General features: G+C 76.4%; 9 protein-coding genes and 1 pseudogene. 4 read left to right on the top strand and 6 right to left on the bottom strand.

All coding sequences use genetic code 11. From position 1 onward, the window contains the following. Positions 1–363: 363 nt before the first annotated feature. From ABZ719_RS06310 to ABZ719_RS06300, 3 genes and pseudogenes are all read left to right on the top strand, one after another. Positions 364–615: pseudogene (locus tag ABZ719_RS06310) on the top strand (PaaX family transcriptional regulator C-terminal domain-containing protein); the annotation flags it as partial. Between the two features lie 271 nt (positions 616–886). Next, on the top strand, positions 887–2,038 hold the full coding sequence (locus ABZ719_RS06305) for a hypothetical protein (RefSeq protein ID WP_366724061.1): 1,152 nt from the start codon (positions 887–889) through the stop codon (positions 2,036–2,038). Between the two features lie 9 nt (positions 2,039–2,047). Then, the gene (locus ABZ719_RS06300) at positions 2,048–6,421 is read left to right on the top strand and encodes a cation-translocating P-type ATPase (RefSeq protein WP_366724060.1); all 4,374 of its coding nucleotides are present in this window, start codon (positions 2,048–2,050) and stop codon (positions 6,419–6,421) included. Between the two features lie 233 nt (positions 6,422–6,654). Here the strand turns inward: ABZ719_RS06300 and ABZ719_RS06295 are convergent, their stop codons facing one another. Further along, positions 6,655–7,734 carry an NADH:flavin oxidoreductase/NADH oxidase gene (locus tag ABZ719_RS06295; protein WP_366724059.1) on the bottom strand — a complete coding sequence of 360 codons (1,080 nt, stop codon included), beginning with the start codon at positions 7,732–7,734 and terminating at the stop codon, positions 6,655–6,657. Between the two features lie 121 nt (positions 7,735–7,855). On the opposite strand from ABZ719_RS06295, the gene ABZ719_RS06290 reads away from it, so the two are divergent. Then, positions 7,856–8,218 (top strand): helix-turn-helix transcriptional regulator, encoded by a 363-nt coding sequence (locus tag ABZ719_RS06290; RefSeq protein WP_366724058.1) that lies wholly within the window; start codon positions 7,856–7,858, stop codon positions 8,216–8,218. 22 nt (positions 8,219–8,240) lie between these two features. On the opposite strand, the gene ABZ719_RS06285 is transcribed toward ABZ719_RS06290, so the two are convergent. The 5 genes from ABZ719_RS06285 to ABZ719_RS06265 form a co-directional block, all read right to left on the bottom strand. Next, positions 8,241–9,641 (bottom strand): FAD-dependent oxidoreductase, encoded by a 1,401-nt coding sequence (locus ABZ719_RS06285; protein WP_366724057.1) that lies wholly within the window; start codon positions 9,639–9,641, stop codon positions 8,241–8,243. Between the two features lie 132 nt (positions 9,642–9,773). Next, complete coding sequence (locus tag ABZ719_RS06280) at positions 9,774–10,460, bottom strand: helix-turn-helix domain-containing protein (protein WP_366724056.1); 687 nt, start codon at positions 10,458–10,460, stop codon at positions 9,774–9,776. A gap of 241 nt (positions 10,461–10,701) precedes the next feature. Further along, a complete protein-coding gene (locus tag ABZ719_RS06275) occupies positions 10,702–11,418 on the bottom strand; it encodes an HAD-IA family hydrolase (protein WP_366724055.1) in 717 nt (238 codons plus the stop codon). Between the two features lie 15 nt (positions 11,419–11,433). Then, positions 11,434–12,132: a phosphatase PAP2 family protein gene (locus ABZ719_RS06270; RefSeq protein ID WP_366724054.1), complete on the bottom strand. Its 699-nt coding sequence runs from the start codon at positions 12,130–12,132 to the stop codon at positions 11,434–11,436. 248 nt (positions 12,133–12,380) lie between these two features. Next, on the bottom strand, positions 12,381–13,316 hold the full coding sequence (locus ABZ719_RS06265) for a M56 family metallopeptidase (RefSeq protein WP_366724053.1): 936 nt from the start codon (positions 13,314–13,316) through the stop codon (positions 12,381–12,383). Positions 13,317–13,349 lie beyond the last annotated feature (33 nt).

Below are 13,349 nucleotides of genomic sequence, written 5' to 3'. Positions count from 1 at the left end.
CCCCGGCGGGAAGAGGTACGGCGGGACGGGGAACGTCGGGACGAGGACGTCCGGCCGGCCGAGGACACCCAGCGGAGCCAAGGCCCCGGACGGAGCCCAGACTCCGGGCGGAGCCAAGAATCCGGGTGGGGCCGAGCGTGCGGGCGGTATGAAGGCACCGGGGGAGACGAGGGTTCCCGCTGGGGCGAGGGCTCCCGGTCGGGCGAAGAGTCCGGACGGGACGAAGACTCGGGGCGCGACGAAGACTCCCAGGGGAACGGGGGCTGCCAGCGGGACGGAGACTCCCGGTGGGACGGCGGCTCCCAGGGGGGCAGCGGCTTCCAGCGGGACGGAGACTCCCGGTCGGACGAAGGCGCCCGCGCGCTGGCCGCGGACCTCTGGCCGCTCGACGCCTGGGCGGCCACCGCCCGGGCACTGCTCGCCCACGTGGCGCGCACCGACCGGCCGGCCGACCGGTTCACCGCCCTCGCGGCCGTCGTACGGCACCTGCTCGACGACCCCGTCCTGCCCCCGGCTCTGCTGCCCGCCGACTGGCCGGGACCGGAGCTGCGAGCGCTCTACACGGACCGGCAGAGGCGGCTGACCGAGGAGGTCCTGGGCGGGGCCGGCCGGTAGGCGGCCTGCCGAACGGCACGCCGGGCGCGTGCGGGCGTGGAGAGCGGGCGCCGTCCGGCCGGCACCCCGCACGGAAGACCAGGAGGTCCGGAGGGGGCAGTTCCGGGGAGCGCTTCCCGGATGCGGTCCGCCGACGCCGGGGCGGCCGACCCCGGTGGCGCGCGAGGGAAGCCTGACGTTCCCTGAGTAATGAACAAGGCGGGATGACCAGGGCGGCCGCGGGCACCCGGTGGGCACGGACGCGGGGATCTCACCCCAGGCGAGGAGAGTCATGGCTGAGCAGATGTCGTCGGTCCTCACGATGCCCCTGCACGGCGCCGCGTCGGTGCTGCGCAAGGTGCCCGGCGCCGGGACCGTGGGCAGGGCCGCGCAGGGCACGCTGGAGAAGATCGGCGCCGTGTCACCGAGGGGACGGCGGCTCGCGGTCTACACGGGTGCCGGGGTGCTCGGCGTCGCCGGGCTGGTCGAGTGGCCGGTGGCGCTCACCGGCGCCGCGGTGGCCTGGCTCACCCGCCCCCGGTCCGAGCACCCCGAGCAGCAGCCCGCGTCCCCAGGGCAGCGCACGGACGGCGCACGGCGCGCCTCCGCGCCTTCCGACGGCACCACACGCCCGCGTGCGCCCCGGAGCACGGGCCCCGGGCGGGAGACCCTGACCACGCCGGCCGCCAGGTCCTCCCTGGCGAAGACGACGACGAAGGCGTCCGCCGCGAAGGCCGCCGCCGTGAAGACGTCCGCCGCGAAGACGTCCGCCGCCAGGACACCTGCGGCCAAGGCGGCCGGCACTGCCACCGGGACCGGGGCCGCCGCGCGCGGCACCACGGCGGGCGAGACCCCCGCGAGCGAGAACGCCACGAGTGGGACCACGGCGCGCAGGACGACGGCCCGTAAGACCGCCCCCGGCGCGGCCCCCGCGGGCAGGGCACCGACGAGCAAGGCACCGGCGAGCAGGACGTCCGCGTCCGCGGCCAGGACCGCCGGCAGGACCTCCGCGGGCAAGGCCTCCCCGAGCACAGCCAGAAGCGCGACGGCCAAGGCCGCGACAGCCCGGGCCACGACGACCAAGGCCGCGGCGGGCAAGGCGGCTGCCCCCGAGACGGTCCCGGGGAGGTCGGCGGCCGCCAAGGCCGTGACCGCGAAGGCCGCGGCCGCCAGGGCCACGACCGCCAAGACCACGACCGCCAAGTCCCTTGCGGCGAAGTCGACGACGGCAACGTCCAGGACCGCCAGGTCCGCGACCGCCAAGGCCACCTCCGCCGCGAAGTCCACGACGGCCAAAGCCACCCCCGCGAAGTCCACCCCTGCCAAGTCCGCGACCGCCAAGTCCGCGACGGCCAAGTCCGCGACCGGTCGGCAGGGCAAGGGGCGGGGCGCGTCCGGCGGGCGGCTCGGGCCGACGACGCGGCCCGGCCGCACCACCCTCTGAAGGTGTGTCATGGTGCTCGGACTGCTCACGGCTCCTTCGGCCGCGGCCCGGCTGCTGCCGGCGGCCCCCGAACTGCTGGCGCGCGCCGCCGCCCCGGCGATCGGCGCGGCGGCCGGGGCGCTTGCCGGGACCGCGCGCGCAGGTGTGCGCGGCGCGGACACGGCGGCGCGGGTCGTGCGGGTCGCCCGCAACGCGCTCCCCGGCGCGCACGGCCACTGGCGCTCCGGCACCCGGGCCCACCTGACGCTGCGTACCGCCGAACCCGAACGCGTGCGCCGGGCCGGCGGGAGGGACCACCTGGCCCGCCGGGTGGCCGTCGCGCTCGCCGAGCGGCCCGACGTGCTCTTCGCGTACTGGGACGAGGGGCTCGCCCGGCTGGTGGTGACCGCGACGGAGGACGAGGCGGCCGAGCGCGTCGTGGACCACGCGGCCGACCTGGCCGCCCGCCACGGCCTGGCCCTCGACGGCGGGGACCCCGACGAACCGACGCACCCGGCCGATCCCGCCGGAGTGCGGGCGGCGGCGGCCACGCTGGCCGCCGACGTCCTCGGCATCGCCGTGGCCCTCACCGCGTCCGCCCTGCACCTGCCGCCCTCACCCCGGCTGGTCACCGCCGTGGTGACACTGCTCCGGGAGAACCCGCGCTTCCGTGCCTGGCTGCGGGGCCGGCTCGGCGACGCGCGGATGGATCTCCTGCTGGCCGGTGCGAACGCCGCCGCCCACGGCGCGGGCCAGACACCCGCCTCGCTGGTGCTCGACGGTGCCCTGCGCGGCTGCCAACTGGCCGAGACCGTGGCCCGTTCGGCGGCCTTCGACACGGTGCACGACCAGCTCTGCTCGCCCGGACGGCTCAGTCTCGCCGGGACCGGCGGGCCGCCCCGCCCGCCGTTGCGCGTCTCGCCCGCCCAGGAGTACGCCCGGCACGCTTCCGCGGGCAGCCTGGTGGGCGCGGCCGTGACCCTGCTCGTCAAGCACGACGCCGCCGAGGCCGCCGAGGCGGTGCTCGCGGGCTCGCCGAAAGCCGCGCGCTACGGGCCCGCCGTGTTCCACGCCGTGCTCGGCACCGCACTGGCCCGCACCGGCGTCCTGGTCCGCGACCCCGAGCGGTCCCGCCAGCTGGAGATGGCGGGCACCGTCGTGCTGCACCCCAGCGCGCTGCGCACCGCGGACGGCGAAGCCGACCCGTGGGCCGAACCCGTGCTGGACGCGGCCCGCCGGGCCGGGCTGCGGGTCGTGGTCGTCGACGACCCCGCCCTGGAGGATCTCACCGCCCTGGCCGACCAGGTCGTGGACGCCCGGCGCCCGCTGGACGACGTGGTGTACGGGCTGCGCGCGGAGCAGGAAGCGGGCGCTGTGCTGACGGTCGCCCGCGTCGGTTCGGCCGACGAGCACGGCGTCCTGGCGGGGCTGACCGGCAGCGACATCTCGGTCGCGCTCACGGACCGCGACTCGGCCGTCTTCTGGGACGCCGACATCCTGGCCCTGCACGGCCTGCCCGACGTGTGGCGGTTGCTGAAGGCGGTCCCGGCCGCGCGCACGGTCGGCCGCCGGGCGCAGACGCTGGCCCGTTCCGGTGCCGCGCTGTCCGGACTGCTCGTCGCCGTCGGCGAGTCCGGCAGGGGACGCGGGCGCCTCGCCGTCCTGCCCGGGCTGCGGCACGCGCCGGTCGACCTCAGCGCGGCCGTCGCCCTGGTCTCCGGGGCGCGCGCCGCCCTCGGCGTGGCCGTGGCCCGCGCGCCACACCCCCGTCCGCGCGTGCACTGGCACGAACTGCCCTCGGACGAGGCCCGGGAACGGCTCGCCCACGAGGAGCCGGCCGTACCGACCCCGCTGGAGGCGGCCACCGCAAGGGTGCGCGGCACGGCCGGCCAGGCCCTGCGGCACCCTCTGCTCGCCCCGGCACGCTGGACGTACGAGCTGGGCCGGGCCGTACGGGGTGAACTGCGGGACCCGCTCACCCCGGTCCTCGCGGTCGGCTCGGCGGCCTCGGCCATCCTCGGCTCGGTCATGGACGCGCTGCTCGTGGTCGGCGCCCTCGATCTGAACGCGCTGGTCGGCGGGGTCCAGCGGCTGCGCGCCGAGCGGGCCCTGTCGGGTCTGCTCGCCGACCAGAAGCGCAAGGCCCGGCTCGCGCCGCCCCCCGCCGAGGCGCCGGCCGGCGGCACCCGCACCGTCGAGGCGGGCCGGCTGCGGCCGGGTGACGTGATCGAACTCAAGGCGGACGACGTCGTGCCCGCCGACGCCCGCCTGCTGTGGGAGGAGGGCCTGGAGGTCGACGAGTCCGCGCTGACCGGGGAGTCGCTGCCGGTGCAGAAGCAGACCGCGCCGACCCCGCACGCCGTCGTCGCCGACCGGCTCTGCATGGTCTTCGAGGGCACGACCGTGGTGGCCGGGCAGGCCCGTGCCGTCGTCGTGGACACCGGCGAGGACACCGAGGCCGCGCGCGCCGTGCACCTCGCCGCCCGGACGCCGCCCGCCGCCGGTGTGCAGGCCCGGCTGCAGGAACTCACCCGCAAGGCCCTGCCGTTGACGCTCTCCGGCGGGGCGGCGGTGACCGGTCTGGCACTGCTGCGCGGCACGCCCGTGCGGGACGCGGTCAGCGGGGGAGTGGCCGTCGCGGTGGCCGCCGTGCCCGAGGGCCTGCCGCTGGTGGCCACGGTGGCGCAGCTCGCGGCGGCCCGGCGGCTCAGCCGTGACGGCGTGCTCGTGCGCACCCCGCGCACGCTGGAGGCGCTGGGCCGGATGGACACCCTCTGCTTCGACAAGACGGGCACGCTCACCGAGAACCGGCTGCGGCTGGTGCGGGTCTGCGCCACGGACGGCGTGATCCACCCGGTGGACGACGAGGCCGCCGCGGACACGGTCCGGGCGGCGGCCCGCGCCTGCCCCCGCCAGAACGGCGGCGCGAACGGCGGCACCGGCGCGAACGGCGGTACGGACCGGCCGGTGCACGCCACCGACGAGGCGGTCCTGGACGCGGCGGGCCCCGACCCGGACTGGACGCAGCTCGAAGGCCTCGACTTCGAAGCCGGGCGCGGGTACGCGGCGGCCGTCGGCCGCAGCGGGAACGGGCCGCGGGTGCTGGTGGTCAAGGGTGCCCCGGAGACGGTCCTGCCCGCCTGCCCGGGGCTGCCCGCGCACGCCTCGGGCGCCGCGCAGTCGCTCGCGGGCGACGGGCTGCGCGTCCTCGCCGTCGCCCGGCGGCGGCTCGCCGCAGGGGAGCGGGAGACCGACGTACTCGAACAGCCCTTGGCAGAGCTGGAGTTCGCGGGTCTGCTGGCGCTGTCGGACGTGCCGCGCGAGACCTCCATGGCCCTGGTCCACGGCCTGCACGAAGAGGGCGTACGGCCGGTCATGCTCACCGGGGACCACCCGCAGACCGCGCGGGCCATCGCCACCGAACTGGGCTGGCCGCAGGACACGATCGTGGTCACCGGGGACGAACTGGCCGCCGCCGACCGCGTCGCACGGGCCCGGATGCTGCGCGACGCGGGCGTGGTGGCCCGGGTGGCGCCCGAGCAGAAGCTGCAGGTCGTGGAGGCGTTGCGGGACGCCGGCCGGGTGGTGGGCATGGTCGGCGACGGCGCCAACGACGCGGCGGCGATCCGCGCCGCGGACATCGGCGTGGGCATCAACGCGCGGGGCTCGGCCGCCGCCCGCAACGCCGCGGACATCGTCCTGACCGCCGACGACCTCACCGTCCTGATCGACGCCATCGGCGAGGGCCGCGCGCTGTGGCACAGCGTCGCGGACGCCATCGCCATCCTGATCGGCGGGAACGCGGGCGAGGTCGGCTTCGGGATCCTCGGCACGCTGGTGTCGGGCCGGGCTCCGCTGTCCACCCGTCAGATGCTCATGGTGAACCTGTTCACCGACCTGTTCCCGGCCATGGCGGTGGCGGTGACGCCGAAGGAGGACGCGGCACGGGCCGCCTCCCCCGAGGACGCGGCGGGCGGGGTGCTGGGCGAGCCGCTCGTCCGGCAGATCCGCCACCGGGCCCTGACCACCTGTCTGGGCGCGGTCACCGCCTGGCTGATCGGACGCTTCACCCCGGGCACCGCGCGCCGCGCCGGCACGATGGCGCTGTGCGGTGTGGTCGGCACCCAGCTCGCCCAGACGCTGCTCGACCGCCGCGGCAGCCCGCTGGTGCGGCTCACCTCGCTCGGCTCCGCCGCCGCTCTCGTCGCCGTGGTCCAGACACCGGGCGTCAGCCACCTCTTCGGCTGCACCCCCCTGGGCCCGCTCGCCTGGGCCGGCGTCGCGGCGGCCATCGCCCTGGCCCTGGCCGGCCAACGGGCGCTGCCCCGGCTGGAGCAGACGGTCCTGCGCTACGCCCGACGGGACGCGGCGGAACCCGAGCAGGCAGCGGGACCCGCACGCTGACGACTCCACCCGCCCGCTCGGCCACCGGCCCGTCGGCCCTGCTCGGCGGAGCCCCTGGGCCGCCCTCGGCCAGGCACCGCCGCTCGGCGGAACCCCTGAGTCGCCCTCGGCGGACGGCCCGGCCCTCCCGCTCGGCGGACCCGCCGAGTCCTCCGCGGCGGACGGCCGGGCAGCACCCTTCCGCGGGCCGCCCGGCTGCCCCGCCCGTCGGTCTGCCGCCGGAGCTCGGGGGCTCAGACCGACCGGTGGTACTGGTCGGGCACGTGCACGGTGGCGCCCAGCTCGCGGGCGGCGTGGCGGGCCCAGGACGGGTTGCGCAGCAGCTCGCGGCCGAGCAGGACCGCGTCCGCCTCGCCGTTGGCGAGGATCTTCTCGGCCTGCTCGGTCTCGGTGATCAGGCCGACGGCGGCCACCGGCATGGGCGTCTCCGCCTTCACCCGGGCCGCGAACGGCACCTGGTAGCCGGGCCCCGTCGGGATGCGGACGGCGGAGGCGTTGCCGCCGGTGGAGACGTCGAGCAGGTCGATGCCGTGGGCGTGCAGCTGAGCTGCGAAGCGGACCGTGTCGTCGGCGGTCCAGCCGTTCTCCTCCAGCCAGTCGGTGGCGGAGATGCGGAAGAACAGCGGCTTGTCGTCCGGCCACACCGCCCGCACCGCGTCGACGACCTCCAGCGCGAAGCGCACCCGGTTCTCGTAGGAGCCGCCGTAGGCGTCGGTACGGCGGTTGGAGTGCGGGGACAGGAACTCGTTGATCAGGTAGCCGTGCGCGCCGTGGATCTCGGCGATCTCGAAGCCGGCGGTGAGGGCCCGGCGCGCCGCGGCCGCGAACTGCCCGACGATCTGCTGGATCTCCTCGACGGTCAGCTCGTGCGGGACCGGGTGGCCCTCCGCGAAGGGCACCGCGCTCGGGGCGACCGGCTGCCAGCCGTGCGCCTCCGGTCCGACCGGCGCCCCGCCCTTCCAGGGCCGCTCGGTGGAGGCCTTGCGTCCGCTGTGCGCGAGCTGGACCGCCGCCACCGTGCCCTGTCCGCGCAGGAAGCCGGTGATCCGGCGGAACGCCTCGACCTGGGCGTCGTTCCAGATGCCGAGGTCGTACGGCGAGATCCGGCCCTCCGGCGACACCGCGGTGGCCTCCACGATGATCAGGCCCGTGCCGCCGGCCGCGCGGGCCGCGTAGTGCGCGAAGTGCCAGTCGCCCGGCACACCGGCCGAGGGCCCCTCGGGCGCCGCCGAGTACTGGCACATCGGGGGCATCCAGACCCGGTTGGGGATCGTCACTTCGCGCAGGGTGTAGGGCTCGAAGAGCGCACTCACGGCGGGCTCCATTCGTCACGGGACCGAGGGACAGGCTTGTACGGTAACTCTCGTAGTACGGTGACTGTCAAACTACGACGGTGCTCGTAGAATGAGGACTCTCGCACGAAGTGGAGCCGCCGTGACCACCGCCCCCGTCCCCGCCGCCGGCAGCCGCGACCTTCCGCATCCCGGGCGGGAGGAGATCCGTCTGGAGCACGTGCTGCACGCGCTGTCCGAGCCCGTGCGGCTGCGGATCGTGCGCGCGCTCGCCGCGGAGGGCGACGAGTTGTCGTGTTCGTACTTCGACCTGCCCGTCAGCAAGTCGACCACCACGCACCACTTCCGGGTCCTGCGCGAGGCCGGTGTCGTCCGACAGGTCTACCGGGGCACGGCGAAGATGAACGGCCTGCGCCGCGACGACCTCGACCGGCTCTTCCCGGGCCTGCTCGACAGCCTCCTCGACGCCGCCGCCCGCCAGGCCGCCCGCCTCGCGGACGGCTGAGCCGGCCTGATCCGAACGGTCCCTACGGCGCCGCCGTGCGCGCCGCGGCCCGCAGGGACCGCCAGTCGGGCAGCTTGACCACGCCGGCGCGTCCGAGCGAGGCGCCCAGGTCCGCCTCGGCGCGCTCGATCGCCTGCCAGCCCGCCCACGGCACCGGCTCGAACCCCTCGGCGCGCAGCGCGGCCACCGCGTCGCCGGGCACCGGCTCCCGTACGAGAGCGGGCGCGTCCGCCAGCAGCGAGGCCACCGTCTCCTTGGCGCACGGCCGGTTGCTGCCGATGACCCCCGTGGGCCCCCGCTTGATCCACCCGGCCACGTACTCCCCGGGCGCCACCGCCCCGTCGCGCAGCACGCGGCCCTCCCGGTGCGGGACCGTGCCGAGGGCCGCGTCGAACGGGAGCCCGTCCAGCGGCACCCCCAGGTAGCCCACCGACCGCAGCACCAGTTGCGCGGGCACGTCCTCGTGCCGCCCGGTCCCGGTGACCCCGCCCCGCCCGTCCGGCACCGTCCGCTCGAACCGCACGGCCCCGACCCGGCCGTCCCGGCCGAGCAGCGCGACGGGACGGAGGAAGAAGCGCAGCCGGATCCGGCGGCCCGGGTCCCGCGCGCCCGTGCCGGTGGCCGTGGTGCCGCCGGGTTCCGGCGCGTCCGTGCCCGTGGACGCACTCGCCCAGCCGCGCAGCACCTCGACGTTGCGGCGCTGGGCGGCCGGCAGCGCGCAGGGGTCCGCGCAGGCCGGATCCAGCGCCAGTTCGGCGGGGTCGACGACGAGAGCGGTGCCCGGCAGGGAACCCAGCTCCCGCAGCTCCTTGGTGGTGAAACGGGCCTGCGAGGGGCCGCGCCGCCCCACCATGTGGATCTCCCTCACCCTGCTCGCGGCGAGCGCGGCCAGTGCGGCCTGGGGCATGTCGGTGGGGCTCAGCTCCGCCGCGCCCCGGGCCAGCATGCGGGTGACGTCCAGGGCCACGTTCCCGACGCCGATGACCACGGCGTCGAGCACGTCCCGCAGGAAGCCGTGGTCCACGGCGTCCGGGTGGGCGCTGTACCAGGACACGAACTCGGTCGCCGACCAGCAGCCCGGCAGGTCCTCGCCGGGGACGCCGAGCCGGCGGTCGGTCGCGGCGCCCACGCAGTACACCACCGCGTGGTACAGCTCCCGCAGCCGGCCGGTCGGCAGCCCGCCGGGCCCGCCGACCGGCACACCGCCCAGGAACCGGACCCGCTCGTGCTCCAGGACCGCGCGCAGACTGTGCTGCAGGGACTTGATCTTCTCGTGGTCCGGTGCCACGCCGTACCGCACGAGGCCGTACGGGCAGGGCAGCCGGTCGAGGACGTCGACGCGCACCGATGGGTCCTGCTGGACGAGGCCCTGAGCGGTGTAGCACCCGCTCGGCCCCGAACCGACGACGGCGACACGCAACACGGCACAACCCCCTGACTCCGGTGCGGACGGAGGACAGCGCTGAGGGTTCCAGCATGACACCCGGCGGCCGGGCGGGGCAGGACGACGACGCCGGAGTGCGGCGTGTCGCGCGGGACGGCTCCGGCCGCCCGGCTACTCCGGTCGCTCCGGCTGCTCCGCCGGGTGCCGTCCCGTGGCGAAGAACCGGGAGACGTCCGCACCGCGGGCCCCGCCGCCGGGACCCTCGGTGTCCGGGGGCATGCCCAGCTCCCAGCCGAGGCGGTACCGCTCGAACAGCTCCGCCCGCAGCTGCGGCACCGGCATCGGCGCTCCGGGGATGAGCGCCGAGTAGACCGCGCCCATCAGCAGGGCCCGCAGCATCGGGTAGTCGGCGTCGACGTCCGCCGAGCCGCGCCGGGCCACGGTGTCCCGCAGCAGGACCGCCAGGCGCTGCTGCTCGGGGCACTGGACGAAGCCCTCGGCCTGCAGGATCCCCGCCATGTGCTGGCGCATCAGCACGGGCCGGTCGCGGGCCAGCCCCAGGATCGCGTCGATGGCCCGTGCCATCCGCTCGCGGCCGTCCTCGGTGCGCGGCTCGCGCTCCAGCGCCTCCTCCAGCGTGCGGTGCATCAGACGGTGCACGGCGGACTGCACCAACTGGCGCTTGCCGGGGAAGTAGTACGAGACCAGGCCGCGCGCCGAACCCGCGCGGTCGGCGATGTCCCCGAGGGTCGTCGCGTCGTAGCCGTGCTCGCCCACGAGTTCGACCGCCGCCTGCAGCAGCCGCTCCCGGGAACGCCGTCGCAACTCTTCATTGACCGAAGCGCTTCGCGGGGACATCCTGTAACTCCTGCGTTGACTGGCTGCCAGCCAACTATACTCAACGCGAGCAGGCCGGCCTTGGCACGGGGGCGTGGTCGGGCTGCGCGCCCGTCTCGGGCGACGCGGGGGATCGTCCGAGACGGGCACCCTCATCACCCATTGGTTTACTCAGGCTACTTTCTCGCCCGGCCGGCAGCGACGCCTTCCCGGCCGGGCGCAGGTCGGGTCCCGGCCGGACCCGTACCGGCCGGCTCTCGCCTCACGCGCCCCCCGGCCGGGGCCGGCCCGCCAGGTCGAGCACGGGCCGCAGCGCGTCCGGGCGCTCCGCGACCGGCAGGTGATCCACGAAGTGCACCGCGCACCCCAGGGCCGCCGCGCCGCCGTCGGCCTCCCGGCTGTCGCCCACCATCAGCACGTCCTCCGGTTCCGCGCCGAGCGCCGCGCAGGCCATCGCGAACAGTCGCGGGTCCGGCTTCTGGATGCCGTGCTCGTACGACAGGACGTACGTGTCGACATAGGCGTCCAGGCCGTGGGCGCGGAACACCGGACGCAGGTCCCAGCCGATGTTGCTCACCACGCCCACCGCGACACCGCGTTCACGCAGGGTGCGCAGCACCTCCGGCGCGTCGGGGTAGGGGGCCCAGGCCTGCGGCGTCCGGTGCCGGTCGTACAGCGCGTCGTGCAACGCCGGGTCGGGCAGGCTCACTCGACGGGACATGCCGGTGTACGCGGCGCGGTGCTGTTCGGCGCTGCGGTCCCTGACCTGCCACAGCCCGGCCAGCTCCTCGGGGACCCGCACCGGCTCCGCCCCGCCCGGCAGGGCGCCCGCCTCCTCCAGTCCGCGGGCCGCCTCGGTCAACTCCCGCTCGCTGAGCGGCAGATCCGTCGCGTCCAGCACCGCGCGCAGCCAGGACTCGGTGGACTCGATGCGGAAGAGGGTGCCGGAGAAGTCGAAGAGCACAGCGGTCTTGGCCATGGGGGTGATCATCGCTCACTGTGCGCGCGGGGACCACCCGTCGGGGAGGGCGGACGCCACGGCCACCACGGCCGCACCGAGCAGCCAGCCGCCCAGGACGTCGGAAGGCCAGTGGACGCCCAGCCAGACGCGGGTCAGTCCGGCACCGGCGACCGAGATTCCGGCCACCCCCAGGGCGGCACGCCGTGGCCCGCGTCCGGCACCGCACTGGTGGAGCAGGCGCACGAGCAGGCCGCAGACCACCGTCGCGGTCATGGCGTGCCCCGAGGGGAAGGCCGCGTACTGGGCGGAGTCCACCGGATCGGGCCACACCGGGCGGGGCCGGCCGACCGCAGCCTTCAGGCCCTGCTGCAGCAGCGTGCCGAAGGTGCACCACATCACCAGCCACAGCGCCGTCCGCCAGGCCGCGCGCCGCCATACGAGCCACACGGCGCTCACCGCGCACAGCAGACGCATGGTCAGCGGGTCCCACACCCAGTCGGTGAGGACGCGGCACACGTGAGTGAAGGCTTGATCGCCCACCGCCCACCGGTGGGCGGTGCGGGCCACGGCCGCATCGAGAGCGGTCAGCGGATGCCACCGCAGGGCGACCAGGACCAGCAGGAGCGCGGAACACAGACCGAGCCCGAGGGCCGCACGGACCGCGGTGGTACGCGGCCCGGGGGTGCGGGGGTCCTGCGGGCGGGGCGGAGGGGCGGCGGATGCGGAGCGCATGACGCGATGTCCGGGGGTGCGGGGACGGGGGCGGGATGTGACGGCAGCGGATACAGGGAGCGGAGCGAGCGCAGGGGGACGGGGGGACAGGGGGCAGGGGACAGATGCAGGGGTGGAGGTGGGACAGAGGGGCGGGACAGGCGGGGGCGCGAGGCCGGGCGGACGCGGGATGCCGGATCCGGGGCCCCGGATCCGGAGTGCGGGATCCGGACCGGGCGCGGGGTCCGCGGACGCCGTGCCGGGGCGCCTCAGCCCAGGGCGCGCAGGCCGGGGACCAGCGTCACCAGCACCGGGACCACCGGCACGAGCGACGCCACGGCCGTCAGGCGCACCCGGCGGGCCGCGGTGAGCCGGTCCGGGGGAGTGAGCAGACGGTGCACCCGGTGCGGCACATGCGCCTGCGGGGTGGGGCAGGGGCCGAAGACACCGCGGTCCTCGTTGAGTTCGACCAGGGCGAGAGCGGTGGTGAGCCGGCCGAAGCGGCGCGAGGCCATGTCGTCGGCGGCGAGTTCCACCAGGCGGTGCATCTCGTCGCGGAACGCGGCGAACACCGGCACCTGCGGGAAACCGTCCGCCAGCGCCGCCGAGCAGTGCAGCAGCCAGTCGTGCCGGGCCCGGGCGTGACCCTGTTCGTGCGCGAGGACGGCATCGAGCTGACGCCCCTTCAGGCGGCGCAGCGCGGCGGTCGTCACCACCAGCCGGGGCGCCGCCCCGGGCAGCCACCAGGCCTCCGGCCGCTCGCCCTCCAGGACGACCAGCCGCTCCGCGCCCGCGTCCTCGCCGGGCAGCAGCGGGGCGCGGACGAGGAGTTCGACGCGCCGCCGACGGCGCCGCGTACGTGCTCGTACGACTTCACGGACCAGCATCGCGGCACTCCACACGCCGCCGCAGGCGAGGGCCACCGCCGTCGTCGGCGCCCAGGCGCCGGCCGCGCCGAGGGCGTAGGCCTCCACCACCGGACGCGGAGCCGAGGCGAACACGTGCCCGCGCACCTCCTGCCAGGCCGCAGCGGCGCTCAGGATCATCGACAGCGCGCAGCACAGCAGAACGGCGGCCACCACGCACTGCCACACCCACAGGGCGACCACCGGCTCACGGTCCGGCCAGTCGGCCCGGGCGAGCAGTCGGGGCGCGGCGACGGCGGTCAGCGCGCCGAGCAGCAACAGGAGCGCGGGCACCATCATGCGATCACCCTATGAGCGGCCACCCGCTCAGGG

The organism is Streptomyces sp. NPDC006743, from assembly GCF_040703815.1.
Classification (GTDB): Bacteria; Actinomycetota; Actinomycetes; order Streptomycetales; family Streptomycetaceae; genus Streptomyces.
The sequence above is the reverse complement of the archived record's forward strand: the minus strand, read 5'-3'. Positions and strand labels throughout refer to the sequence as shown.